The organism is Rhizobium sp. SAFR-030 (assembly GCF_059415005.1).
Window position 1 is genome coordinate 138,163 of the sequence record NZ_JBPFDO010000003.1, and the last position, 22,964, is coordinate 161,126.

A 22,964-nucleotide genomic window follows, 5' to 3' on the forward strand; every position below is an offset into this window, starting at 1 on the left:
GCAGCGCCACCGCCCACCCCAATGGGCGATCCGGCACAGGCGCAAGAACGTATGTGTCAGTCAAAGAGGCTGGAGACGGACTCTTCAAGCGCCGTGCGGTTGATGGCCTCGCCCATCAGCGCGGCCGTCGACACGACGCGGATGTTCGGTGCCGACTGCACGGCCGTCGTCGGCTGGATGGTGTCGGTGATCACCAGTTCCTTGAGCTTGGAGGACGACACGCGGGCGACAGCGCCCCCGGAGAGAACGCCGTGGGTGATGTAGGCGGTAACGCTGGTCGCGCCGTTCTTCAGCAGCGCTTCTGCCGCATTGCAGAGCGTCCCGCCGGAATCGACGATGTCATCGATCAGCAGGCAGTCCTTGCCGGTGACGTCGCCGATGACGTTCATCACTTCGGATTCGCCGGCACGCTCACGCCGCTTGTCGACGATGGCAAGCTGGCAATCCAGCCGCTTGGCAAGCGAGCGCGCACGCACCACGCCGCCGACATCGGGAGAGACCACCATGACGTTCTTCAGGTCGTAGTGTTCCTTGACGTCGCGCGCCAGGATCGGCACGGCGTAGAGGTTGTCGGTCGGAATATCGAAGAAGCCCTGGATCTGACCGGCATGCAGGTCAAGCGTCAGGACGCGGTCGGCACCGGCTTCGGTGATCAGGTTGGCGACCAGCTTGGCCGAGATCGGCGTGCGGGGGCCGGCCTTGCGGTCCTGGCGGGCGTAGCCGAAATAGGGAAGGACTGCGGTGATGCGCTTTGCCGAGGACCGACGGAAGGCGTCGATCATGATCAGCAGTTCCATCAGGTGGTCGTTGGCCGGGAAGGAAGTGGACTGGACGACGAAGACGTCCTCGCCGCGCACGTTTTCCTGGATCTCGACGAAGATTTCCTGGTCTGCAAACCGTCTGACGCTTGCTTTCCCTACTGGAACGTTGAGGTAGGAACAGATCGCGTCGGCCAAGTGCCGGTTCGAATTCCCTGCGAAAACCTTCATTGTGGCCCGCCCGTTTTGACGCTGGATGGGCGCCTTTTACCGAGGCTGGTCTCGAATGCAAGGCTTCTCATCCAAACCTCCGGTATTTTCGCTAAACCCCTGTGGAGGGTGGCTGTTTTGCATCAAGATCGGCTTGCGGACATCAATATTGCACTCTCAGCGAGCAGTCGTATTCCGCCATTGCAGATATTCACCGATGGTCTTCTGGCCGACCAGCTGCATGGTCTCTGCGGGCACCGCCGCCCAGGGATCGCCGCCCGAAGCCGGCACGGTTTCCTGACCCTGGATGCGGTGCAGCCGCCCGCCCGCCGGGTCCAGCACGTCCCACACATAGACGACGGTGACCTTGCCCTCGTTGTCGAAAGCCGACAGGTAGCCCTTGAGGATGTGTTCGCTGCTGGTGTCGGCCGAGGGCCGGATGGTCAGGCCGCCGGCACGTGCCGAGGCGCCCAGCTGGCGCGACAGCGGCGTCACGGCCTGCACCGGCGCACCGATGATCGGCAGGAAGCGGATGGTCGCGCCTTCGGCTTTCGCGGTGTCGGTGGGCGCGGTCTCAGTGGGTGCGGTTTCGACGCTTGCCTCGCGGGCCGATGGCTCGGAGTCAGCCGGCGGTTCAGCGGCAGCCGGTGACAGCGGCGGTGAGCGGGAAGGGGCCTGTGGCTCCGCCTCATCCTCCAGACTGGTGGCCCGTTGCCGGCTGCTTGGCGGCGGATCCAGAGGCGCCGAGGCGACGCCTGATCGGCCACCCTCCTCGATGGCCTGCGACTGAGCCTGCAGCGAGTTCTGCGGTCGCCCGGCACGCGGTGGCGCGCTCGGGTAATATCCTGTGTCACCGTCAGGCTCCGGGGCCTCGGCGAGCCGGCGCGCGTCCGCCTGCGAGACCTGCGAAGAGGAGGGATAGAGGCCGCCGCCAACATCGACCTGCGGCGTCAGGGCATCGGTGGTGTTGCAGGCAGACAGAAGAGCCGCGAAAAGCAGCGGAGCAAAGCCCAGGCCAGTTCGGTGCATCCCCACGTCCTTCTCGCCCGCATCCCTCCGAAAGCTTACGGTTCGGCTTCCGGCAGTGTCAACCGCGAGCGGGGATAACCATCCGTCCGTCAGCAGGTGATGAGGTCGAGGCGGTGACGCGACAGGCTGCGCGGCTCGTCGGCCGTCGTCAGATAGGTCTGGCCGAGGGTCATCGCCGTGCCGCTGTCGGAATCCATGATGATCATGTGCACGAACAGCGACATGTCGGGCAGGATTTCCTGCTGGTTTCCGGCGTGGAACATCTGGTGCTCCATCCACGACGGCGAGAAGCGGGCACCGAGCGAATATCCGCAGGCGTTCAGCCGATGGCGGGTCAGGCCCCGCTCGTCGATGATCCGGGCATGCGTGTCGAACACGTCGCCGAACGTATGGCCCGGCCGCAGAACGGATTCGATGGCGAGGATGGTTTCGCGGCAGGCATTGTAGAGTTCGCGGTGTCGGCTCGTCGGCTCGCCGACGATGACGGTGCGCATCATCGCCGCATGGTAGTGGGCGCTGACGCCGGCCCATTCCAGGGTCAGCTGGTCTGTCGCGTCGAGCCTGCGGCGGCCGGCCTTGTAGCGGCAGAGCAGCGCGTCGGCGCCGGATCCGATGATGAACTCGTTGGCGGGATAATCACCGCCGCCGGCAAACACGGCTCCCTGCATCGCCGCCAAGATATCCGCCTCGCTGGCGCCGGCGCCGGTCAGCGATATGGCTGCGTCGAGCGCGTCGTCGGCGAGCTCTCCGGCGCGCACTACATGGGCGATCTCGGCCGGGCTCTTCACCAGGCGCAGACGGCTGATCAGATAGGACTGGTCGACGATCTGGCCGAAGGAGGAGAGCTGGTTGTCGAGCAGCCGGGCGATCCGGCCCGTGATGCCATGGGTGTCGTATTCGACGCCGATCCGGCAGCCGAGCAGATCCATCTCGCTCAACTGCTCCTTGAGATCGAGGGTCGGATCGGCATTCGCCCGATCCACCCAGACGGCGATGTTTTCCAGGATAGAGGTGTGACGGGCCTGGCGCAGGTCGGCCGACCGGGTCAGCAGCGTCATCTGGCCGTCGGCCTTCACCACGAGGCACTGGAAGAAGCAGTAGCCGAAGGTGTCGTAGCCGGTCAGCCAGTACATGCTCTCCTGGGCGAAGATCAGCATGGTGTCGAGCTTTTCGGCCTGCATCGCCTGCGTCAGGCGTGCCAGCCGCTCGGCATATTCGCTCCTCTCGAAATGCAGGGCCATCCTATTCCTCCGTGATCGCGATCGCTGAGATCTGTCGTCCGTAGTCGGGTTCGCCGGCGTGGGTCGTCCGGCGATATGAGAAGAAGCGCTGTGGATCTGAATAGGTGTCGATGCCGAGATTTTCCGCCCGGATGCCGGCGCGCTGCAGGCGGCGTGTCGTCAGTGCCGGCAGGTCGAACATCGCGTGGCCGGCTTTGTTCGAGGGCGTGAAAAATTCGGCAAATACAGCATCCTCGGAGAGGAACCGCTCGACGAGTTCCGGCCCGACCTCATAGCTGTCGCGGCCGATCGACGGGCCAAGGCATGCGCAGATCTCGTCGCGCTGGGCGCCGAGCGCGATCATCGCCTCGACGGTGTTTTCGGCAACGCCGGCGAGCGCGCCCTTCCAACCGGCATGGGCGGCACCGATCACCCGGTTCTTCGCATCGGCGAACAGGATCGGGCCGCAGTCGGCGGCCAGCACGCCGAGCACGATGCCGGGCGCGGCTGTCACCAGCGCATCGGCGCTCGGACGTTCGCCGGCATAGGCGGCGTCGATGGTCACCACGTTCGGCGAATGGACCTGGTTGACCGTCGCCAGCCGTTCCGCAGGCTGGCCGAACCAGGCGGCAACACGCCGGCGGTTCTCGACGACGGCCGTGCGGTCGTCATGCGAGCCGAGGCCGACATTGAGGCTGTCGTATATGCCGGAAGAGACGCCGCCGAGGCGGGTGAAAAAGCCGTGACGGACGGCCTGAGCCGTCTGCGCGGTCAGCAAGGGGCTTTCGATCGGCGTCGGCACGTGGTCCTGCATGGCGTCTTTCTGTCATTCCGTTCGGGGATCGTTGCCGCCCAGCATGGCCGGCAAACCGGCCAGCTGCTTCGTTCGGCCGGAATGTGGACCGGGCCTGCGCAGGATGTCAACGGGCGGAACGGTCAGGTGGAGACCGGCCTGAAGGGCGCCAGCGTCACGGACGGGCTCGAGACGACGAGCACCTTGAAGAGTTCGCCCATGTTGCCTTCGCCGGCCGCCGCCAGTCGATTGGCGGAGACGGCGATCGCCCGCTGCTCGGACTCCGACTTGCCGTTGGCGAGCGCTCGTGCACGGTCGGCGAGCCCCAGGCCGTAGAGAAAATCGCCCTGATGCAGGCAGCCGTTGATCTGGATCGTGCAGGCACGGGCGATGCGGGCCAGATCCTCGAAATCGACGTGGCTGGTCAGATCCGCTTCACCGGGATGGGCGAGCGGCGGGTCGTATTCGTGGCGCAGCACCGCCTGCAGCGTATCGCCGAAGCCGGTCACCATGTGACCGTAGTCGATGATGACGGCACTGCCGCCATTGCGCTTCAGGCGCTCGCACAGGGTGTTCATCACTGCCTGGCGGGCCGGCGCAACTTCGAAGACGGTTCCATCCGCTGTCTGCGCCGAACCGAGCGGCAGAAGGGCCGTATCGATGGATGCGATGCCGATGCCGAACGCCAGACGGTCTTCTGCGTCGAGGCCAACCATGCGCTCGCGGAAACCGGTCGGCGTCTTGACGAACTGGCGGATCGGGATGGCGTCGAAGAGTTCGTTCGCTGCGAGCAGCGTGAAGCCGTCGGGCACCTCCTCAAAGGCCGCGTGCCAGCTGACCTTGGACGAAAATGCTTCCAGCGTTACCCGCTGGACGCCGCGCAGCCGCTCACTGGTCTCGACCAGATGGACGCTGAGGCCGTCGAAAAGCGGCGGTGCCAGCTTGCGGATGACGCGCAACATGTCGAGCATCATCGTGCCGCGACCGGGCCCGATCTCGACGAGCGAAACGGGGCTCGGGCTGCCGTGCTGCTGCCAGGCATGCACCATGAAGATGCCGAGCATCTCGCCGAACAGCTGGCTGACTTCGGGCGCGGTGACGAAATCGCCGGCGGTGCCGAAGGGCTCGCGGGTGCGGTAATAGCCATATTCCGGGTCGGCGAGGCAGAGCGCGAAATAGTCGGTCACGCTGATCGGGCCGTTGATGCGGATCAGGGACTTGATCTTGTCGGCAAGCGGCGTCACGGGAAGCCTCGTCGCGTCAGAGGATCGGGGTGGCCCGGCGTGCACGCCAGACGGCCCAGAGGCCGACCAGGAGCATCGGCAGCGACAGGACCATGCCCATGGTCAGCCAGCCGAACGCCAGGTAGCCGAGTTGCGGATCGGGCTCGCGGAAGAATTCGACAAGGATGCGCGACAGGGCATAGCCGCAGACGAAGGTGCCGGCGACCACACCCGGCTGGCGAAGCGCCTTCACGTGGTGGGTCATGATCCGCAGGACCAGGAACAGCACGATGCCTTCGAGCGCTGCCTCGTAGAGCTGGCTCGGGTGACGGGCAAACGGTCCGCCGGTCGGAAATACCATGGCCCACGGAACGTCGCTGATGCGGCCCCACAGCTCGCCGTTGACGAAGTTGGCGATGCGGCCGAAGAACAGGCCGAAGGGAACGACGGCGGCGACCGTATCGAAGAGGCTCCAGACCGGAACGCCGTTGCGGCGGGCAAACCAGATCATGGCGATGGTCGTGCCGATCAGGCCGCCGTGGAAGGACATGCCGCCGTTCCAGATTTCCACCGCCCGGATGGGGTTGGCGATGACCGAGCCCAGATCGTAGAAGAGGATGTAGCCGATGCGCCCGCCGAGCACGATCCCGCCGGCGACCCAGACCAGGAAGTCATCGAGCTTTTCCGGCGCCATCGGCGATACGCCGCCCGGCCAGAGATCGGCCCGCGCCACCATCCGCTTGGCGTAGAGCCAGCCGAGCAGGATGCCCGCGACATAGGCCAGCCCGTACCAGTGCACGGCCACCGGGCCGATCGAAAAGGCGATCGGGTCGATCTGCGGGAAGGGCAGTATGGCGAGGAGACTGGGTGCTGAATACAAGTTACTTTACCTCGGCCGGCTGTGCCGCATATCCGGCGGACCATGACTTTATTGCCTTTGGCGGGTCAAGACGATTCTCATAAAGCGGCCGTTCATCCTCAGGGAAGTGTCCGCTGCGCCAGCCGGTCTCCGGATTCTTCTTGCAAGGGTGGACGTGTGACCCTAACTCCTTTGCATCAGGCAGAGCACCGCCGCGGACGTGGCGACAGAACGGGAGATCGATGGCATGTCGACCGGAACCAACAGAATGGTGGATGAATTCGCGCGGCTGATGACCGATGCGGCAGGTGCGGCGCAGAGCGTCCGGCGCGAGGCGGAGACCGCCATCCATGCGCAGATGGAGCGCATCCTCAACTCGATGGAAGTGGTCAAGCGCGAGGAATTCGAAGCCGTCCGCGAGATGGCGATCAAGGCGCGCGACGAGAATGACGCATTGAAGGCGCGCATTGCAGCGCTCGAGGCGAAACTCGACAGCCAGGTCGGCTGACCCGGCCAGGATCGCGGTCGTTCGCGGCCGGATCCTGCTGCGCCTTCTTCTTCCTTATGCGGCAAACACGGCGCGGCCCCCATATCAGGCGGGGACGCGCTTTTTTCGTTGTTGACCACCGCCGCGCCGCAGGTTTTCGGCCAACAAAATTGCAGCCTGTGGACACATGCGAAAAAGCGAGACGGCAGAGTCGGTTAATCCGAGTCGCTGATGCCGTTTCGGAGGCCTCCAGTTGAGTCGTCCCCGCAAAATGCAGGCTCGGGGGCTGGTGCTGGGACTCCTCGCCTATACACTGATTTTAAATGATGATTCGAAACGACGGCCGCAAGCTCCAGACAGGGTGCAGGTACTAGGGTGGCGGTCGCGGACGATCATCGGAACAGGTGAATTTCCGGTTCAGTGTCCGCGTCCGTTGTGTGTGAACTTACACGAATGCCGCTTTCATTCCGGTTTAGAAGGTGCCGCATGAGCCTCATTGAGATGGATATGGAACGTCACTCGAACCCGGTCGATATGATCGAGTTCGTTGCCGCCTCCAACGACTGGACGTTCGAGCGCTCCGGTGAAGACGAGATCGCCATGACCGTCGAGGGTCATTGGACCGATTACAACGTCTCGTTCTCCTGGATGGAGGAATTCGAGGCGCTGCACCTGGCCTGTGCCTTCGACATCAAGGTCGCCGATGCACGGGTAAACGAGGTGATCCGGCTTCTGTCGCACGTCAATGGCCAGGTTCTGATGGGCCACTTCGACCTGTGGCGGCAGGAGGACGTAGTGATCTTCCGCCAGTCGCTGCTGCTTGCCGGCGGTGCCGAACCGACGAACCAGCAGGTCGAGGTTCTCCTGTCGAACGCGCTCGAAACCTGCGAGACCTATTACCAGGCCTTCCAGTTCGTCGTCTGGTCCGGCATGGACGCCAAGAGCGCCATGGAAGCCGTGCTGTTCGAAACCGTCGGAGAGTGCTGATGCCGGGCAACCTCTCAGGACCGGTGGTCCTGGTCGGTGCCGGCAACATGGGCGGCGCCATGCTCACCGGCTGGCTGAAGAGCGGCGTGCCGGGCTCGTCGATCCTGGTCATCGATCCAGCGCCCTCCGAGGCAATGATGTCGGCGCTTGCGCAAGCCGGCGCACGCCACGAAACCTCCGCTCCGGCAGGCATCGAAGCGGGTATCTTGTTCCTTGCCGTCAAGCCGCAGGTGATGGAGACGGTTCTGCCGCCGCTTCGTCCGCTGGTCGGTCCGCAGACGGTGGTCGTCTCGGTTGCCGCCGGCAAGACGCTGTCGTTCTTCGAACATCATCTGGGTGCCGCCGCCATGGTGCGGGCCATGCCCAACACGCCGGCAATGATCGGTCGCGGCGTCACCGGCGCCTACGCCAATGCGCGGGTGAGCGACGAGCAGCGGACGGCCGTCCATGACCTGCTGAAGGTCAGCGGTCCGGTCGAATGGGTGACGAGCGAAAGCGACATCGATTCCGTCACCGCCGTCTCGGGCAGCGGCCCGGCCTACGTGTTCTATCTCGTCGAGTGCATGGCGGAAGCCGGCCGTAAGCTCGGCCTGTCGGCGGATCTTGCCATGCGGCTTGCCCGCGAGACGGTGGCCGGTGCCGGCGAACTGCTGCATCAATCGCCGGACGAGGCGGCGCGCCTGCGCCAGAACGTGACGTCTCCCGGCGGCACGACGGCTGCCGCACTCGCCGTGCTGATGGCCGATGACGGCATCCAGCCGATCTTCGACCGGGCATTGGCTGCCGCCCGCGACCGGGCGCAGGAACTGGGCGGCTAGGACGGGAAGGCTGGCAATGGCAAACGAGATCACCTGGGACGACTTCGAGAAGGTCGATATCCGCGTCGGCACCATCGTCGAGGCGGAGGAATTTCCCGAGGCTCGCAAGCCTGCCTACAAGCTGAAGATCGATTTCGGCCCGGAAATCGGCATCCGCCGTTCTTCGGCGCAGATCACCGTGCACTACACGCCGGAAACGCTCGTCGGGCGACAGGTGCTCGGCGTGATCAATTTTCCGCCGCGTCAGATCGGGCCGGTGCGCTCCGAGGTCCTGACGCTCGGCTTTGCCGACGAGAGCGGCGCGATCGTGCTGGCCGCCGTCGAACGCGGCGTGCCGAACGGCATGAAGATGATGTAGGAAAGCCGCCGGCTTGCACAGCCGTCGCTTGTTTCACGAGTTCAGTCCAGCTCATCACGCCGGGACGCGCACTACGGCGCGCAGGCCGCCGCGCGGACTGTCCGACAGCGTGACATTACCGCCATGGCCGCGGGCGATGTCGCGAACGATGGCCAGCCCGAGACCCGTGCCGGACGCGTTGAGATTGCGGGCCTCGTCCAGCCGGAAGAACGGCTTGAAGACGTCCTCGCGCGATTGTTCCGGAATGCCGGGGCCATCATCGTCGAACACCAGCGTCAGCCATTTCGCGCTGTGGCGGGCGTCGACATGCAGATGGCTGGCGTAGCGCTGGCTGTTTGCCGCAAGATTGCCGACGAGCCGCATGAAGGCGTTCGGACGCACCGAGAGCAGATCCTCGCCGTCGATGCTGTAGGTCATCGTCTTGCCGTGCAGGGCGAAATCCATCACGATCTTTTCCAGAAGCTCGCTCAGCCGCAGCTCGCCGAAATCCTCCTCGGCCTCGCCGCGCGCAAAGGCCAGATAGCCTTCCAGCATGCTCTGCATGTCGTCCACGTCGGCGCTCATGCCGGCCAGATCGGGGTTGTCGCGCGCCAGTGCCAGCTGCAGCTTGAAGCGAGTCAGGATGGTGCGCAGGTCGTGGCTGATGCCGGTCAGCATCGCGGTGCGCTGCTCCATCTGCCGCTCGATGCGCTCGCGCATCTGGATGAAGGCGATGCCGGCGCGGCGGATCTCGTCGGCGCCGCGCGGCACGAAGGGATCCTGCATCCGCTGACCCTTGCCGAAATTCTCCGCCGCGTTGGCCAGCGCCAGGATCGGCCGGATCTGGCCGCGCAGGAAGAGGATCGAGATGCCGATCAACAGCAGCGAGGTGCCGAACATCCAGACCAGGAAGATATGGGTGTTGGAAGCATAGGTCTGGTTGCGGACGGTGAAGAAGCGCAGCACCTTGTCGTCGAGCTGGATGCGGATCTCGACGAGCCGGCTGTCGCCTACGGTGTCGATCCAGAAGGGCAGGCGGATCTGCTGGTTGATCTGGTCGGCCAGAAAATCGTCGAGGATCGAGAAGAACGGCTTGGAGCGCGGCGGCGGCAACTGACCGCCCGGCTCGACCAGAAGCGTCAGCGATAGCTTGTCGCGGGCGATGCGGATGATCTCGCTGTAATCGCCGCTTGCCGGCGGATAGATGCGGATGATCTCGATGATTGCGGCGATGTCGCGGGTGACCGCCTGCGACAGCCGTTCGGTGACGAGCCGCCAGTGACGCTCCATGAACACGGCGGCCACAACCGTCTGCAGCAACAGCATCGGGATGATGACAATCAGCACCGAGCGGGTGAACAAGCCGGTCGGCATGTGCCGCTTCAGCCAGCGGCCGAACGTCGCCCAGCCGGGCGGCCGTAGCCTGCCGATGTCGCGCCGCATCGTGTCGATGATCGCCATTCTGCCTCTTGCGACGGTTCGCGCCGCCGATTGCTCTGATCTCTCGCGTCAGTCGATGCTGAGACGGTAGCCTATGCCGCGGACGGTTTGAAGATAGACCGGATTTGCCGGGTCTTCCTCTATCTTGCGCCGCAGCCGGTTGATCTGCACGTCGATCGTCCGCTCGCCAACCTCGGAATCGTCGCCGATCAGTTCGTGACGGGGAATGGTATCGCCCGCCCGCAAGGCAAACAGCAGCATGATTTCCTGTTCGCGATCCGTGAGGCGGATAGTTTCCGCCGCCCGGCGCAGCTCCTTGCGTGCAATCGAGAAGGTGAAGGGCCCGAACATGATCTGGTCGATCTTCGGCACATCGGCATTGGCATTGCGACGCAGGATGTTGTTGATGCGCAGCACCAGTTCGCGCGGATCGAACGGTTTCGGCAGGTAGTCGTCGGCGCCCGCTTCCAGGCCCTCGATGCGCGCGTCGGCCTCGGCCCGCGCCGTCAGCAGGATGATCGGGATGGCGCGCTTGTCGCGCATCGACTGGGTGAGGGCGATGCCGGTTTCGCCGGGCATCATCACGTCGAGGATCATCAGGTCGAAATCGAGCCCCTGCAGCTTGCGCCGCGCCTCTCCGGCGTCGCCGGCGACGGTCACTCGAAATCCCTGTTCCATCAGATAGCGATGGAGCAGATCGCGAATGCGCGTATCGTCGTCCACCACCAGCAGGTGGGCCGCGTCATCGGAAAGCGGCACGCTCGCAACACCCATTTCAGTCCACCTCTTGCTCGGACACTGGCAAACCTTCGCGGCGGCCACGCATGGCCCGCAGGAATGACAGGACGCCGTCTTTCTGTTCCGCCGTCAGGTCCTGCAATGCCGAGCATATACGGCGAGACTGCGGCTCGGAAAGAGCAAGCGCAAGTTCGCGGCCGGCAAGCGTCGGGTAGAGGCGGCGCTGGCGGCGGTCCTTTGCACCGGCCATCTGGCGGATGTAGCCGCTGTCGATCAGCTGCTTCAGGACGCGTGCCAGGCTCTGCTTGGTGATCTGCAGGGTGTCGAGCAGGTCGGTTACCATCATCCCGGGCTGCCGGCAGACGAAGTAGACCACCCGGTGATGCGCCCGGCCCATGTCGATGTTGGAGAGGATGGCGTCCGGATCGGAGACGAAATCGCGATAGGCGAAGAAGAACAGCTCGATCGTCTCGAAGTCGATCTTGCTTTCATCGACGGCGGGCATCGGCGGGTGAACCTTCCTGACGGCTTTTCCAGTCGATCCCGGCGACAATCCTCATCCCTTTCAAAGGCTCGCAACGCGCCGGCAGATCCCGGCAGAGCGGAACGTACCCGCGCCGTCGCCGCGTCGAGCGGAACGTTCAACGTCAGATCTGATAAAGCGCGAAGCGTTTCAACAATCAACCCGAATGTGCAGCGGTCAAGACTGTCTCCCCATGCAACATCATCAACCGGATCATCAACCGGCGGAGGAAGCTGCAACAGCCGCGCGCCGCCGGTGGCGAGCTGCGGCAGGAATGCAACTGTTTCGCAATCCGATGTGACGGGAGCGGAACCTTTCTCGGCAGATGTCCGTTGCGAGCTTCAACAAACAGGAGATAAATCATGGCCTTGCTCTCGTCCGCCGAATTTCATCCGACATCGTCGCGCGCCGAAGCCGCTCATCCGATGCGTTCGGTGCTGGTGACGGTGTTTTCGCTGAAGATCGCCATTGCCGCGGTGCTGCTCGCCTGCGTCTCGCTCGCACCGCCGGTGTCTGCAGAAAGCCCCTACCAGATCTCCTCCAACTGATCTTTTTCGCTGCAGCCGGCAGGGAAGGGCGCTATACCCGGATCGATTTCCAGTCGATCAGCGAGGCATCATGGGGCAGCTCCAGGCAGGCATTATTCCGGTCACTCCGTTCCAGCAGAATTGTACGATCCTCTTCGATACGGAGACGAAGGACGCGGTGGTCATCGATCCGGGTGGTGACGTCGACAAGATCATCGAGGTCGTCAAGCAGCAGGGCCTCACGGTCGGCGAAATCTGGATAACCCACGGCCACATCGACCACGCAGGCGGCGCAGACGAGTTGCGCGAGAAACTGGGTGTTCAGGTCATCGGGCCGCACGAAGACGACAAACCTCTCCTCGACATCCTCGACACGCGCGCCGCAGCGCTCGGCTTCGACATTCCCGCCCGCAAGCTGACCCCGGACCGCTGGCTGAAGGAAGGCGATCGCGTGTCGCTCGGAGAGCACCAGTTCGATGTCCTGCACTGCCCAGGACATGCGCCAGGCCACGTCATATTCGTCAACCCGGCGATGAACTTCGCGATCCTTGGCGACGTGCTGTTCAATGGCTCGATCGGTCGCACGGACCTGCCGGGCGGCAATCACGAGCAGCTGCTGGCATCGATCCGCGACAAGGTGCTGCCGCTGGGCGACGAGGTCGGTTTCCTGTGCGGCCACGGTCCCGGCAGTCGCATCGGCGACGAGCGGCGCAACAACGTCTTCTTGCGCGGCATCTAAGTCAGCTGAGGGTGAGCCGTGAGCTCGTAGTCGCTCAGCTGCTTCCTCAAGCATCGCGCAGTTTCGGGCACAAAAAAACCCGGCATCTCTGCCGGGCTTCAACTCGAGTGAAAGCCGTGGAGCAAATCAGCCGGAAATCTGCAGGTTGACTGCCTTTGGGCCCTTGCCGCGACGATCCGGTTCCGTGTCGAAGCTTACTTTCTGATTTTCCGACAATCCGGACAGGCCGGAAGCCTGTACGGCAGAGATGTGGACAAAGATGTCGGCGCCGCCGTTATCCGGCTTGATGAAGCCGAAGCCCTTGTCCGTATTGAAGAATTTTACAGTGCCAGTCTCGGCCATGCATCAGGTCCTTTTTCCTCTGTCCGTGTTCAGCGGCGGACAGCATTACGATGTTCGCCCACAAGGGGCTGGCGGCAGGCATTTCGAAATGGAGGAAAGGGGCCCGTATTACCACGTGGGTATAAGAAGAGTTCACGACGATACCCTTCCGTGTCCCCCGCCCGGAAGTCTTGGCGCTTCCGAAACGCTTTTTTATAGCTCTTCCCATGCTCGCAAATTGCCCGAACATGCACAGAGTGCTGTGTTTATGAAAAATTGGCAAGAAAAAGTTTTGCGGCGGCAGGCAGCGTTGTCGAACATATTGCACGTTTCGCGTGCGGAACCTGGATTCCTCCAGCGGACCACCTGAAAAGGATAGCCCACTCATCGACATAAGTTAACGGGATGAACGGCTTAGCATAGCTTCAAGCAACGCCAGAGAAGACGTTTTGCTGTCGTCTAAGCGCGCATTCGACGGCTGTTGTTTCGGCGCTTGAGAATTTCCGGCACCAGTTCGACGAGTAGCATCGCCATGAAGATCAGCCCGCAGCCAACGTAGCCGGTCGCCGGAAGGCTCTCGCCCAGCAGGACAGCGCCGAAGAAGGCACCGAACAGAGCTTCGGACGACAGGAAGATCGCCGCCTGGGGGGCGGTCGTATACCGCTGCCCGACGACTTGCAGGACGAAGGCCAGGCCTGAGGAGATCAGCCCGACATAGAGGATCTCCACCAGCGAGGAACGTACACTTTGGAGCGACAGCGGTTCAAGCAAGAGCCCGCCGGCCATTGCCAGCACGGCGCAGACGGCGAACTGGGTGGCCGACAGGGCGAGCGGCCGCGACGAGCGGGAAACGAAGTGGCCGGCGAGCAAGATCTGCATTGCCCAGAACGCCGCACAGAGAATGCTCCAGAAGTCGCCCGTCGAGAGGCTGGAGACGCTCGCCCCGGCGAGCAGGAAGATGCCGAAGAGTGACAGCAGGGCAACCGGCCAGATGATCCAGTGCGGCGCCTTGCGGAAGACCAGGATGGAGAGGACCGGAACGAAGACGACGTAGAGACCGGTGAGGAAGCTGGAATTGGTAACGGTCGTCGTCATCAGCCCGATCTGCTGGGTGATGGCGCCGGCAAACAGCGCGCAGCCGACAAGCGCGAAACCGATCATCTCGGCCGATGTCGGCGCCCGACCGATCCGTTTCTGTTCCATGAGGGCAAAGGGTAGGACCGCAGCTGCGGCGATGGCGAAACGCAGGCCGACGAACCAGAAGGGACCGATCCGGTCCATGGCTGTTGCCTGGGCAACGAAGCCGCCGCCCCAGATGGCCGCCGAGAGAAGAAGAACGAGGTTCGCCTGGACGCGGGTCATGCGGGGGATCCTGCGGGAGAGCTGATCAGTCTGCAGGTTCGGCTCTAGCAGTCGTGCATTTGTACTTCAAGGCGTCCGATGAGGGCGGTCGCGCTGCAGTGACGCCCGGGCAGGGCGATGTCATGACAGGAGGGCACTTTGAAGAGTTCAGGACTCGCTGATCCGCTTTCCATGGTTGCGGGTCCGATGACCTGCCGTGCCGCGAAAGCTCCAGAACCAGAGGCCGGCAGCGGCCATCGAGAAGACCACCGTCAGGACGCCGAAGAGCAGCCGGCTATCGGCGGACGGGCCGCCGTCGAGCAGCAATTGCGGTGCGATGACCTGCGAGATATGCGAGACGTCTTCGGCGCGGGCTGTGCCGGCAAGGGCGGTCATCATCACCACACAGGCGGCGACCGCCGTGACGGCGACCCAAAAGCCGGAGCTCGCACGGCAGCGGCCGATCCTTGCGGTGGCGTCTTCGTCGTCCAGAAACATGGTTGGCCCTCTCTCGTCTTCGGTAAGCTGAAAAGAGCGTTCGAAAGCGTCGCGACAAGGACGTGATTGAGGCAGTCAGCCGCAATTGTTGCGGCAAAAACAAGGCGCTGTTAACCTTGGTTAACCTGCAGCATCAGGCTGCGGCTTTGCAGATCGTGCCTATGCGAGGGGCAATGGCGACCATCTGCCTCAGAAAGCGCCGATGCGGGTTGCGATTGACCTTGAAACAGGGCTCGTCTTTCGACATAGAAACTTACGGCAAAGCCGAGCCGGCCTGCCGTTCAACAGCTTCAGGATCCCTCCATCATGGCCTTCCTCGCCGATGCACTTTCCCGCGTAAAGCCGTCCGCCACCATCGCCGTTTCGCAGAAAGCCCGCGAACTGAAAGCCAAGGGCCGCGACGTGATCGGGCTTGGCGCCGGCGAGCCGGACTTCGACACGCCGGACAACGTCAAGCAGGCGGCGATCGACGCCATCAACCGTGGCGAGACGAAGTATACGCCGGTTTCGGGCATTCCCGAGCTGCGCGAGGCGATCGCCAAGAAGTTCAAGCGCGAGAACAACCTCGACTACACCGCCGCGCAGACGATCGTCGGCACCGGTGGAAAGCAGATTCTTTTCAACGCCTTCATGGCGACGATGAATCCGGGCGATGAAGTGATCATTCCGGCTCCCTACTGGGTGTCCTATCCGGAAATGGTGGCCATCTGCGGTGGTACGCCGGTAGCCGTTCCGACGCGCCAGGAGAACAACTTCAAGCTGACCGCCGCCGAACTGGAAGCGGCCATCACGCCGAAGACCAAGTGGTTCCTGTTCAACTCGCCGTCCAATCCGACGGGCGCGGCCTATACGCATGACGAACTGAAGGCGCTGACCGACGTTCTGCTGAAGCATCCGCATGTCTGGGTGCTGACCGACGACATGTACGAGCACCTGACCTTCGGCGACTTCAAGTTCGTGACGCCGGTGGAGGTGGAGCCGAAGCTCTATGATCGCACGCTGACCATGAACGGCGTTTCCAAGGCCTATGCGATGACCGGCTGGCGCATCGGCTATGCGGCAGGTCCGATCGAGTTGATCAAGGCGATGGACATGATCCAGGGACAACAGACCTCGGGTGCATCGTCGATCGCGCAGTGGGCGGCCGTCGAGGCTCTTAACGGTCCGCAGGATTTCGTCGTCAAGAACAAGGCGATCTTCGAAGGCCGGCGCGATCTTGTCGTGTCGATGCTGAACCAGGCGAGCGGCATCACCTGCCCGAACCCGGAAGGCGCCTTCTACGTCTATCCGTCCTGCGCGGGCCTGATCGGCAAGACGGCGCCGTCGGGCAAGGTCATCGAGACCGACGAGGATTTCGTCACCGAACTGCTGGAGACCGAAGGCGTCGCCGTCGTCCACGGTTCGGCATTCGGCCTCGGCCCGAACTTCCGTATCTCCTATGCGACGTCGGAAGACCTGCTGGAAGAGGCGTGCCGCCGCATCCAGCGCTTCTGCGGCGCCTGCCGGTAAGCCACGCAGTCAAACAAATGATGAAGGGCTCGCCGGTGGCGGGCCTTTTTTGTTGCCGTTGACCGGCAGACGGGGCCGGATTACCTTCGGGACTATGAAAACCGTTTCGATCCGCGACGTGCATGAGCGTTTTGACGAGCTTGCCCAGGAAGTGGAGCAGGGGGCGACGGTGACCGTCATGCGCGACGGCAAGCCGCTGCTCGATCTCGTTCCGCATGTGGAGAAGCCACAAGCTGGTGAGCGCAAGGGCGGGATCGACTGGGAGGCGATGCAGGCTCGTCTGCGTGCTCTCGGCGTGACAGATCCATTCCCCTACATTGCGGATGATTTCGACGATCCGCTGCCTGAGGATTTTCTGCTCAGGCCATTACCCTGATGGTCCGCTGCCTGCTTGACACCCACGTGATCATTTCGGTGTTGTGCAACAGACTTCAGGTACAGTTCCCAGTCCTACACGGGCTGCTGAGCTCGCCGTCTTTTTCCGGATACGTCAGCGTTGCCAGCTTGTGGGAAATTGCGATCAAATCTCGGCTTGGTAAACTTGATCCTGGTGTACCGCTTGAGCGAATGCAGAGCATTCTTGAGGATGGAAGGCTCACCATCCTCCGCATCGACGTTCCCCATGTGACCGCCCTCGTTCTGCCCGAGCCGCCGACGCGAGATCCGTTCGACCGGCTGCTGCTGGCGCAGTGCCAGACCGAAGGGCTGCAACTGGTGACGATCGACCGGGCGCTTGTCGAGCATCCACTGGCGTTCCGGTTCTGAGGCGATGCCTCTCCCCGAAACGCCATGATGCCAGATATTCCGCAGAGAGAGCCTGTCACGCCTTGGTCAGCTTGACGATGGTCGATGCGCCGCCGCCGCGCTGCTCGGTAACGGCATAGACGGCGCCGTCCGGCCCCACCTTCACGTCACGGATCCGAGCCTCGAGCGGCACGCGTTCCTCATGCGTCACGCGGTCGTTTTCCATGTGCAGGACGACGATGCCCTGGCTGACCAGTCCGCCAACCAGGAAAGCACCCTTCCATTCGGGAATGGCGTCGGCGTTATAATGCGCCATGCCGGAGGGGGCGATCACCGGATCCCAGTAGTAGACCGGCTGCTCCGTATTTGCCATTCTGGTCACGCCGTTGCCGACCGGGCTGCCGCTGTATTCGACGCCGTAGGTGACTTCCGGCCAGCCGTAGTTCTTGCCGGGTTCGGGACGATTGAGTTCGTCGCCGCCTCGCGGGCCGTGCTCGACGAGCCAGAACCGGCCCTGGCTGTCGACCGTCGACGACTGGACGTTGCGATGGCCGAGCGACCAGATCTCCGCCATGGCGCCGTCCTGGCTGACGAAGGGGTTGTCCGGCAGCGCTTTGCCCTGCTGGTCTATGCGGAACACCTTGCCGAGTCCGCTTGCCAGGTCCTGAGCCTGTACCCGGGGTTCGGGGTCCGACCGTTCGCCGACTGTGACGTAGAGCTCGCCCGCTGGCCCGAAAGCGAGGCGCGAGCCGAAGTGCTTGTTGCCGTCATAGCTCGGTGTCTGGCGGAAGATGACCGTCACCTCCTCCAGCTTTCCGCCGCCATCGCTGTCGGCCACCAGACGGGCCGAGGCGACCGAGGTGCCGTTGCCGTCTTCACGCTCTTCGGAGAAGGAGAAGAAGATGATGCCGGAGCTCTCGTAGTCCGGAGCGAGCGCCACATCGAGAAGACCGCCCTGGCCGCCGGCCAGTACTTTGGGGACGCCATCGATCGCCGGACCGGCCTGACCATCCTTGGACACGATATGCATGGCGCCCTGTTTGGCGGTGACCAGCATCCGGCCGTCCGGCAGGAACTCCATCGACCAGAGGTGCGGAAGATCCTTGGCAACCACCTGTGTCTCGATCTTCGGCATCTGCGGCGGTTGCGGCGCGCGCGTCTGGTTCTCGAAGGCGGGTTTCTGGTCCGGCGCATTCGGGGCCTTCGTCTCGGCAGGTTTCCCGGACGTCTGGGCGATGGCAGGGATGCCCGCAAGGCTGGCGGAAAGGATCGTGCCGGCAAGCACGAGGGTCAGGCGGTTCATGGTCTTCTCCCGGTCGTTGGCGCGCTCCAGGGGAGCGTTCGCTTGATCTGGCTGCGCAATGCCAAGGCATCGATGACAGCTGACATGGAGGATGTAGGGCGGCACGCAGCCTTTCGCCGATGACGGCGAGTTCAAGTTTGCTTTATCGATCGGTGAGCGGCGGCATGCGCATCCACGGTTTGCGACATCGTGTCGGGCCGCGGCAGGCAGCGCTACAGACCGAGCATGGTCAGCATGATGAATGTGGCGAAGAGGACGAAGTGGGTCATTCCCTCGATGGCGTTGGTCTCGCCGTCGTTGAGATTGATGGCCGCGGCGATCAGGGTAATCGTCACCATCACCGTCTGCACGGACGTCATTGCCATGACGAAAGGCTGGCCCGTGTAGAGCGCGATGCCCTCCATCACCGGCACGGTCAGGATGACCGTCGAGAGAGAGGCGCCCATGGCGATGTTGACGACTGCCTGCATGCGGTTGCGCAGCGCTGCCCGAAGGGCGGTCAGGATCTCCGGTGCCGCGGAGATGCCGGCAACGACGACGGCCATCAGGGCTGGCGGCGCACCGCTCCCTGCCAGGCCGGTGCCCATGAAGGCGGACATGAATTCGGCGAGCGCGCCGATCAGCACGACGCCGATGAGGATCACGGTGATGGATTTCGCCGTCGAGCCCTCGGCGCCGTCCTGCGGAGCGTGGCCGCCCTCGGCTGCCGGCTTGGCCGCGGCGCGCGGGTAACTGTAGCTGAAGAAATAGCTGTGCGGGCCCACCTGCATGCGCAGGAACAGGGCGTAGAGCGCGATCATGGCGCAGATCGTGAAGGCCGAGTAGTAGTGCCAACGGTCCATCGGGATGAATTCCGGCACCACCATGGAGATGCCCATGGCCGTCAGGATCATCACGCCATAGGTCTTGCCGGAATTGTCATTGTAGGGCTGCTCGCCGTGTCGCAGGCCGCCAAGCAGGGCAGCAAGGCCAAGGATGCCGTTGATGTCGAGCATGACAGCCGAATAGATCGTGTCGCGCACGAGGGTCGGCGAGTTGCTGTCGCTCATCAGGATGGCGAGGATGATCACCTCGACCGCCACCGCCGACAGCGTCAGGATCATCGTGCCGTAGGGATCGCCGACCTTGTGGGCAAGAATTTCGGCATGGTGGGCAACGCGCGTCGACACCAGCACGATGACGAGGATGAGCGCGATTGCCGCCAGCAGCGCTGCCGTCTTGCCGGCCTCCAGGATCGTGTGCTCGACGAGGTAGGTACCGATCGCCACCAGCAATGCGGCCAGAAGGAATTTTTCCTGCCTGATCAGTGATGGCATAGTAGGCTCATGCTCCCGGCTTTCGGAACGGATCTATGGCAGCGGGGCAGCCGATCAAGGAGGCAGGCGCCGCTGCTCAGGCCTTTCTTTGCGGTTCGAAGTGAGTGCGGGGCAATACTCGAAGGGAACCCGGAGCGTGCATTGGGGCTTTCCCTGCGCGGGCAGTGTCCGCAGTATCAATGGAAGACATGAAATCCTGAAGGAGGAACTGATGGCCAAGGTTGTTTACAAGGTGGTTCAGCATGATGGCGGTTGGGCCTACCGGTTGGGAGACGTGTTCTCCGAGACCTTCCCGACGCATGACGAAGCACTTCAGGCCGCACGCATCGTCGCGGCCGAACAGCAGGTCGGCGGTGATTCCGAAGAGATCAGCTGGCAGGACGCGGACGGTGTCTGGCACGTCGAGTATAGCGATGGCGGCGATCGTCCCGAAGCGGATGTCGAGGACGATCAGGCGGCCGCAGACCCTGCCGGGCGTTGACCCTCGCTCAGGCCGGAGGCGGTACGATCCTTCCGTCGTCCGGCACTGCACCAGTTCGTTGCTCGGCATTCACCGGTAGGTTTTTGGGCGCTTTCCCGAGGATCTGCCGGGCGCCGCGCCGCGAAAACGGCTGGGCCAATTGCTCCAGGAAACCCGGTGCCACACGGCCGCTGATGCCGATATCGGTCGACGAAGGACGAGGCGGATTGAAGTAGGTGCCGAAGATCTGGTCCCAGACGACGAGGTTTTCCCCGTAATTGGTATTGCCTTCCGCCAGCACCCGCGAGTGATGCCAGCGATGCAGCCGCGGAGTGCTGAAGACGAAGTCGAACCAGCCGGTGCGAACGTCGAGATTGCAATGCGTCAGGAGGCCGATGAAGGCTGTGACCGCGCCGATCCAGAGAAACACCGGCAGTGGCGCCCCGAGCAGATAGAGCGGGATCTGGCTGAGCGCGATCTTGAAGCCGGAATCGATGAAATGGAAGCGGCCGGTGTTGACCACCCACAGCCGGGCAACGCTGTGATGAAGGGCGTGAAACCGCCAGAAGAACAGGTTCTCGTGGGCGATGCGATGGGCGAGATACAGGCCCAGTTCGGCGATCACCAGGCCGAGCGCCACCTGCAGCAGCATCGGCAGGTTATCCGGCCAGAGCTCGAAATGCGGTGCGGTGACCGGCTGCACGAGGATCGCCACCCCAATCGGCAGCGATGCGCCGATTGCCGCCAGGATCTGCACGGCGCCCTTGTTCAGCAGCGTGTGGGCCACATCGTTGAAGGTTTCGCCGTCTCCCGCAAGCCATGATTTCTCGTAGGGCATCAGCCTCTCGGCAAGCGCGATCAGCGTGACTTCCGCAAGATAGACGACGTTGAACCAGAGAAGCGGTACCGAGGACTGGAAGGCGAGATAGGCACCACCGAGGCCAGTCACGAAGAAGAGCGGCCACAGCGCCCGTGAGACAAGAGAATAAAGCACGTGGCGTAACACTCCCTGAATCGGCCGGGGTCGGCCCGGTGCAGACTAGATGACCGGTCGGCCGCGGCAAGCGGAATTTCAGTGCATCGTCGGCGATACAGGTTCACCGCGCAAAAGCGAAAGGGCCGGGTGTTGGCCCGGCCCTTTCAACGATGGCTCTGGAGTGGTTACTCCGCCGCTTCCAGCGTCGGATAGTCTGTGTAGCCTTCGGCACCGCCGCCGTAGAGCGTCTTAGGGTTGATCTCGTTCCAGGCGGCATCGTCCTTGATGCGGCGCACGAGGTCCGGGTTGGCGATGAACGGCCGGCCGAAGGAGACGAGATCTGCCCTGCCGCTTTCGACGGCCTGTTTCGCCGTCTCCGCCGTGTAGCCGTTGTTGAGGAGCCAGGCAGCCTTGCCGCCTGCCTTCACATAGGTGGCCTTGAACGCGTCGTAGTCGAAGCTTGCGCCCGCATACTGATGATCGCGGGGGCCGCCGGTCGCACCCTCAATGACGTGGATGAAGGCGAGATCGCGTGTGGCCAGTTGTTCTACGACATAGTCGAACAGCGCCTGCGGATTGCTGTCGGTAATGTCGTTGGCGGGCGTTGTCGGCGACAGGCGGATGCCGGTCCTTCCGGCGCCGATGGCCTTGGCAACGGCATCGACGACTTCCAGCGTCAGGCGCGCGCGGTTCTCGATCGAGCCGCCATAGGCGTCGGTGCGCTGGTTGGCGCCGTCCTTCAGGAACTGGTCGAGCAGGTAGCCATTGGCGCCGTGGATCTCGACGCCGTCGAAGCCGGCATCGACCGCCGCACGGGCAGCCTTGCCGAAGTCGTCGGCGATGCCCGGCAGTTCCGCCAGTTCCAGTGCGCGCGGTTCGGATGTCTCGGCAAAGCCGCCGCTGCCGTCTTCGTTGATGATGTAGGTCTTCGACTTGGCAGCCACAGCCGACGGCGCGACCGGAGCGGCGCCATCTTTCTGCAGCGACACATGCGAGATGCGGCCGACGTGCCAGAGTTGAGCGACGATGGCGCCGCCGCGGGCATGGACGGCATCGGTGATCTTCTTCCAGCCTTCGAGCGCTTCCGGCAGGTAGAGACCCGGCACGTCCGCATAGCCCTGGCCCTGCTGGGTCACCGCCGTGCCTTCAGAGACGATAAGGCCGGCCGTAGCGCGCTGTTCGTAGTAGACGACGTTGAGGTCGTTGGGGACGGCGCGCGGCGAACGGTTGCGCGTCAGGGGTGCCATGACGATGCGGTTCTTGAGCTTGAGGTCGCCGAAGGTGACGGCGTCGAAAAGTGTCGGCATGGGATATCCTCTTTGCATTGACAGAGTGGGAGAGGGACTAGAGCGTCGTCCCGAGATGGTCGATGAAGGCGCGGATGGTGTCTTCGTCGCGATGGTAGAAGGTCCACTGGCCGACCCGGTTGAGCCGCACCAGCCCTGCCTTCTCGAGCGTGGAAAGATGTGCCGAGACGGTGGACTGCGACAGGCCGCAGCGCTTCTCGAACTGGTTGGCGCAGATGCCCATGTCGAGAGGATGCGCCTGCGTGGAGAAGTGCTCCTCGGGCGCCCGCATCCATTCCAGAAATTCGACGCGCATCGGGTGCGACAGCGCTTTCAAAATCTCGGTCTTGTCCATGGCCTCACCGTTGATCGCCTACGATCGATATATAGATCGATGGAAGACGATTTAAAGGGGTTGGCATTCGGTGGGCAAAAAAAAAGGCCGTCGGATCGCTCCGCGGCCTCAAGTGTGAAGGTCAAAGAACCTCCAGAGGGGAACAGCCAGAGCGGGCGACGAGGGGA

The 22,964-nt window shown here is 63.4% G+C and carries 27 protein-coding genes; 10 read left to right on the top strand and 17 right to left on the bottom strand.

Annotated features, from left to right (window positions below):
- Window positions 1-56: 56 nt before the first annotated feature.
- From ACR65N_RS10205 to lgt, 6 genes are all read right to left on the bottom strand, one after another.
- Complete coding sequence (locus ACR65N_RS10205) at window positions 57-989, bottom strand: ribose-phosphate pyrophosphokinase (protein ID WP_430304165.1); 933 nt, start codon at window positions 987-989, stop codon at window positions 57-59.
- Window positions 990-1,145: 156 nt separating this feature from the next.
- A complete protein-coding gene (locus tag ACR65N_RS10210; RefSeq protein ID WP_440456913.1) occupies window positions 1,146-1,997 on the bottom strand; it encodes a hypothetical protein in 852 nt (283 codons plus the stop codon).
- Between the two features lie 89 nt (window positions 1,998-2,086).
- A complete protein-coding gene (locus tag ACR65N_RS10215; protein WP_440456914.1) occupies window positions 2,087-3,238 on the bottom strand; it encodes a M24 family metallopeptidase in 1,152 nt (383 codons plus the stop codon).
- Window position 3,239: 1 nt separating this feature from the next.
- Entirely contained in the window at window positions 3,240-4,031 is a 792-nt protein-coding gene (gene pgeF / locus ACR65N_RS10220; protein ID WP_440456915.1) for a peptidoglycan editing factor PgeF, read from the bottom strand.
- Between the two features lie 122 nt (window positions 4,032-4,153).
- Window positions 4,154-5,254 (bottom strand): class I SAM-dependent methyltransferase, encoded by a 1,101-nt coding sequence (locus ACR65N_RS10225; RefSeq protein WP_440456916.1) that lies wholly within the window; start codon window positions 5,252-5,254, stop codon window positions 4,154-4,156.
- A 16-nt stretch (window positions 5,255-5,270) separates the two neighbouring features.
- Entirely contained in the window at window positions 5,271-6,113 is an 843-nt protein-coding gene (gene lgt, locus ACR65N_RS10230) for a prolipoprotein diacylglyceryl transferase (RefSeq protein ID WP_440456917.1), read from the bottom strand.
- Between the two features lie 226 nt (window positions 6,114-6,339).
- Between lgt and ACR65N_RS10235 the strand changes: the two genes are divergently transcribed.
- From ACR65N_RS10235 to ACR65N_RS10250, 4 genes are all read left to right on the top strand, one after another.
- Window positions 6,340-6,600 (top strand): accessory factor UbiK family protein, encoded by a 261-nt coding sequence (locus tag ACR65N_RS10235; RefSeq protein ID WP_440456918.1) that lies wholly within the window; start codon window positions 6,340-6,342, stop codon window positions 6,598-6,600.
- A gap of 465 nt (window positions 6,601-7,065) precedes the next feature.
- Entirely contained in the window at window positions 7,066-7,566 is a 501-nt protein-coding gene (locus tag ACR65N_RS10240; RefSeq protein WP_430304157.1) for a type III secretion system chaperone family protein, read from the top strand.
- A complete protein-coding gene (gene proC / locus ACR65N_RS10245; RefSeq protein ID WP_440456919.1) occupies window positions 7,566-8,384 on the top strand; it encodes a pyrroline-5-carboxylate reductase in 819 nt (272 codons plus the stop codon). Before ACR65N_RS10240 ends, proC begins: the two co-directional genes overlap by 1 nt.
- Window positions 8,385-8,400: 16 nt before the next feature.
- Window positions 8,401-8,742, top strand: coding sequence for a tRNA-binding protein (locus ACR65N_RS10250; RefSeq protein ID WP_440456920.1), 342 nt, complete (start codon window positions 8,401-8,403; stop codon window positions 8,740-8,742).
- Window positions 8,743-8,796: 54 nt separating this feature from the next.
- Here ACR65N_RS10250 and ACR65N_RS10255 read toward each other — a convergent pair whose 3' ends face one another.
- The 3 genes from ACR65N_RS10255 to ACR65N_RS10265 are packed head-to-tail and all read right to left on the bottom strand — an operon-like array spanning window position 8,797 to window position 11,404.
- A complete protein-coding gene (locus ACR65N_RS10255) occupies window positions 8,797-10,182 on the bottom strand; it encodes an ATP-binding protein (RefSeq protein WP_440456921.1) in 1,386 nt (461 codons plus the stop codon).
- A 48-nt stretch (window positions 10,183-10,230) separates the two neighbouring features.
- Entirely contained in the window at window positions 10,231-10,935 is a 705-nt protein-coding gene (locus tag ACR65N_RS10260) for a response regulator (RefSeq protein WP_440456922.1), read from the bottom strand.
- A 1-nt stretch (window position 10,936) separates the two neighbouring features.
- Window positions 10,937-11,404: a MarR family winged helix-turn-helix transcriptional regulator gene (locus ACR65N_RS10265; protein ID WP_440456923.1), complete on the bottom strand. Its 468-nt coding sequence runs from the start codon at window positions 11,402-11,404 to the stop codon at window positions 10,937-10,939.
- Window positions 11,405-11,784: 380 nt separating this feature from the next.
- Between ACR65N_RS10265 and ACR65N_RS10270 the strand changes: the two genes are divergently transcribed.
- Window positions 11,785-11,970 (top strand): hypothetical protein, encoded by a 186-nt coding sequence (locus tag ACR65N_RS10270; RefSeq protein WP_430304151.1) that lies wholly within the window; start codon window positions 11,785-11,787, stop codon window positions 11,968-11,970.
- 70 nt (window positions 11,971-12,040) lie between these two features.
- Window positions 12,041-12,688 carry an MBL fold metallo-hydrolase gene (locus tag ACR65N_RS10275; protein WP_440456924.1) on the top strand — a complete coding sequence of 216 codons (648 nt, stop codon included), beginning with the start codon at window positions 12,041-12,043 and terminating at the stop codon, window positions 12,686-12,688.
- 126 nt (window positions 12,689-12,814) lie between these two features.
- Here the strand turns inward: ACR65N_RS10275 and ACR65N_RS10280 are convergent, their stop codons facing one another.
- From ACR65N_RS10280 to ACR65N_RS10290, 3 genes are all read right to left on the bottom strand, one after another.
- On the bottom strand, window positions 12,815-13,030 hold the full coding sequence (locus ACR65N_RS10280; protein WP_046633016.1) for a cold-shock protein: 216 nt from the start codon (window positions 13,028-13,030) through the stop codon (window positions 12,815-12,817).
- A 438-nt stretch (window positions 13,031-13,468) separates the two neighbouring features.
- Window positions 13,469-14,371 carry a DMT family transporter gene (locus ACR65N_RS10285; RefSeq protein ID WP_440456925.1) on the bottom strand — a complete coding sequence of 301 codons (903 nt, stop codon included), beginning with the start codon at window positions 14,369-14,371 and terminating at the stop codon, window positions 13,469-13,471.
- Window positions 14,372-14,518: 147 nt separating this feature from the next.
- A complete protein-coding gene (locus ACR65N_RS10290; RefSeq protein WP_440456926.1) occupies window positions 14,519-14,848 on the bottom strand; it encodes a hypothetical protein in 330 nt (109 codons plus the stop codon).
- A gap of 306 nt (window positions 14,849-15,154) precedes the next feature.
- Here ACR65N_RS10290 and ACR65N_RS10295 point away from each other — a divergent pair, with 306 nt between their 5' ends.
- The 3 genes from ACR65N_RS10295 to ACR65N_RS10305 all read left to right on the top strand — a co-directional run bounded on the left by ACR65N_RS10295 (window position 15,155) and on the right by ACR65N_RS10305 (window position 17,122).
- The gene (locus ACR65N_RS10295; protein ID WP_440456927.1) at window positions 15,155-16,357 is read left to right on the top strand and encodes a pyridoxal phosphate-dependent aminotransferase; all 1,203 of its coding nucleotides are present in this window, start codon (window positions 15,155-15,157) and stop codon (window positions 16,355-16,357) included.
- A 94-nt stretch (window positions 16,358-16,451) separates the two neighbouring features.
- A complete protein-coding gene (locus ACR65N_RS10300; RefSeq protein ID WP_440456928.1) occupies window positions 16,452-16,733 on the top strand; it encodes a type II toxin-antitoxin system Phd/YefM family antitoxin in 282 nt (93 codons plus the stop codon).
- Window positions 16,730-17,122, top strand: coding sequence for a type II toxin-antitoxin system VapC family toxin (locus ACR65N_RS10305; protein ID WP_440457316.1), 393 nt, complete (start codon window positions 16,730-16,732; stop codon window positions 17,120-17,122). Before ACR65N_RS10300 ends, ACR65N_RS10305 begins: the two co-directional genes overlap by 4 nt.
- 55 nt (window positions 17,123-17,177) lie before the next feature.
- On the opposite strand, the gene ACR65N_RS10310 is transcribed toward ACR65N_RS10305, so the two are convergent.
- Window positions 17,178-18,404 (bottom strand): PQQ-dependent sugar dehydrogenase, encoded by a 1,227-nt coding sequence (locus ACR65N_RS10310; RefSeq protein WP_440456929.1) that lies wholly within the window; start codon window positions 18,402-18,404, stop codon window positions 17,178-17,180.
- Between the two features lie 212 nt (window positions 18,405-18,616).
- Window positions 18,617-19,720, bottom strand: a complete 1,104-nt coding sequence (locus ACR65N_RS10315) for a calcium:cation antiporter (RefSeq protein WP_440456930.1) — start codon at window positions 19,718-19,720, stop codon at window positions 18,617-18,619.
- 211 nt (window positions 19,721-19,931) lie between these two features.
- Here ACR65N_RS10315 and ACR65N_RS10320 point away from each other — a divergent pair, with 211 nt between their 5' ends.
- Window positions 19,932-20,201, top strand: coding sequence for a DUF2188 domain-containing protein (locus ACR65N_RS10320; RefSeq protein ID WP_430304135.1), 270 nt, complete (start codon window positions 19,932-19,934; stop codon window positions 20,199-20,201).
- 7 nt (window positions 20,202-20,208) lie between these two features.
- Here the strand turns inward: ACR65N_RS10320 and olsE are convergent, their stop codons facing one another.
- The 3 genes from olsE to ACR65N_RS10335 form a co-directional block, all read right to left on the bottom strand.
- A complete protein-coding gene (olsE, locus tag ACR65N_RS10325) occupies window positions 20,209-21,174 on the bottom strand; it encodes an ornithine lipid hydroxylase OlsE (RefSeq protein ID WP_440456931.1) in 966 nt (321 codons plus the stop codon).
- A 167-nt stretch (window positions 21,175-21,341) separates the two neighbouring features.
- The gene (locus tag ACR65N_RS10330) at window positions 21,342-22,463 is read right to left on the bottom strand and encodes an alkene reductase (RefSeq protein ID WP_440456932.1); all 1,122 of its coding nucleotides are present in this window, start codon (window positions 22,461-22,463) and stop codon (window positions 21,342-21,344) included.
- A 37-nt stretch (window positions 22,464-22,500) separates the two neighbouring features.
- Window positions 22,501-22,797, bottom strand: coding sequence for an ArsR/SmtB family transcription factor (locus ACR65N_RS10335; RefSeq protein WP_430304126.1), 297 nt, complete (start codon window positions 22,795-22,797; stop codon window positions 22,501-22,503).
- Window positions 22,798-22,964: the final 167 nt, after the last annotated feature.

What these genes read in the sequence shown, in the direction of transcription:
- ACR65N_RS10205 (WP_430304165.1), bottom strand. Translation starts at nt 989, where the DNA reads ATGAAGGTTTTCGCAGGGAATTCGAACCGGCACTTGGCCGACGCGATC.
- ACR65N_RS10210 (WP_440456913.1), bottom strand. Translation starts at nt 1,997, where the DNA reads ATGCACCGAACTGGCCTGGGCTTTGCTCCGCTGCTTTTCGCGGCTCTT.
- ACR65N_RS10215 (WP_440456914.1), bottom strand. Translation starts at nt 3,238, where the DNA reads ATGGCCCTGCATTTCGAGAGGAGCGAATATGCCGAGCGGCTGGCACGC.
- pgeF (WP_440456915.1), bottom strand. Translation starts at nt 4,031, where the DNA reads ATGCAGGACCACGTGCCGACGCCGATCGAAAGCCCCTTGCTGACCGCG.
- ACR65N_RS10235 (WP_440456918.1), top strand. Translation starts at nt 6,340, where the DNA reads ATGTCGACCGGAACCAACAGAATGGTGGATGAATTCGCGCGGCTGATG.
- ACR65N_RS10240 (WP_430304157.1), top strand. Translation starts at nt 7,066, where the DNA reads ATGAGCCTCATTGAGATGGATATGGAACGTCACTCGAACCCGGTCGAT.
- proC (WP_440456919.1), top strand. Translation starts at nt 7,566, where the DNA reads ATGCCGGGCAACCTCTCAGGACCGGTGGTCCTGGTCGGTGCCGGCAAC.
- ACR65N_RS10250 (WP_440456920.1), top strand. Translation starts at nt 8,401, where the DNA reads ATGGCAAACGAGATCACCTGGGACGACTTCGAGAAGGTCGATATCCGC.
- ACR65N_RS10255 (WP_440456921.1), bottom strand. Translation starts at nt 10,182, where the DNA reads ATGGCGATCATCGACACGATGCGGCGCGACATCGGCAGGCTACGGCCG.
- ACR65N_RS10260 (WP_440456922.1), bottom strand. Translation starts at nt 10,935, where the DNA reads ATGGGTGTTGCGAGCGTGCCGCTTTCCGATGACGCGGCCCACCTGCTG.
- ACR65N_RS10265 (WP_440456923.1), bottom strand. Translation starts at nt 11,404, where the DNA reads ATGCCCGCCGTCGATGAAAGCAAGATCGACTTCGAGACGATCGAGCTG.
- ACR65N_RS10270 (WP_430304151.1), top strand. Translation starts at nt 11,785, where the DNA reads ATGGCCTTGCTCTCGTCCGCCGAATTTCATCCGACATCGTCGCGCGCC.
- ACR65N_RS10275 (WP_440456924.1), top strand. Translation starts at nt 12,041, where the DNA reads ATGGGGCAGCTCCAGGCAGGCATTATTCCGGTCACTCCGTTCCAGCAG.
- ACR65N_RS10280 (WP_046633016.1), bottom strand. Translation starts at nt 13,030, where the DNA reads ATGGCCGAGACTGGCACTGTAAAATTCTTCAATACGGACAAGGGCTTC.
- ACR65N_RS10285 (WP_440456925.1), bottom strand. Translation starts at nt 14,371, where the DNA reads ATGACCCGCGTCCAGGCGAACCTCGTTCTTCTTCTCTCGGCGGCCATC.
- ACR65N_RS10290 (WP_440456926.1), bottom strand. Translation starts at nt 14,848, where the DNA reads ATGTTTCTGGACGACGAAGACGCCACCGCAAGGATCGGCCGCTGCCGT.
- ACR65N_RS10295 (WP_440456927.1), top strand. Translation starts at nt 15,155, where the DNA reads ATGGCCTTCCTCGCCGATGCACTTTCCCGCGTAAAGCCGTCCGCCACC.
- ACR65N_RS10300 (WP_440456928.1), top strand. Translation starts at nt 16,452, where the DNA reads ATGAAAACCGTTTCGATCCGCGACGTGCATGAGCGTTTTGACGAGCTT.
- ACR65N_RS10310 (WP_440456929.1), bottom strand. Translation starts at nt 18,404, where the DNA reads ATGAACCGCCTGACCCTCGTGCTTGCCGGCACGATCCTTTCCGCCAGC.
- ACR65N_RS10315 (WP_440456930.1), bottom strand. Translation starts at nt 19,720, where the DNA reads ATGCCATCACTGATCAGGCAGGAAAAATTCCTTCTGGCCGCATTGCTG.
- ACR65N_RS10320 (WP_430304135.1), top strand. Translation starts at nt 19,932, where the DNA reads ATGGCCAAGGTTGTTTACAAGGTGGTTCAGCATGATGGCGGTTGGGCC.
- ACR65N_RS10330 (WP_440456932.1), bottom strand. Translation starts at nt 22,463, where the DNA reads ATGCCGACACTTTTCGACGCCGTCACCTTCGGCGACCTCAAGCTCAAG.
- ACR65N_RS10335 (WP_430304126.1), bottom strand. Translation starts at nt 22,797, where the DNA reads ATGGACAAGACCGAGATTTTGAAAGCGCTGTCGCACCCGATGCGCGTC.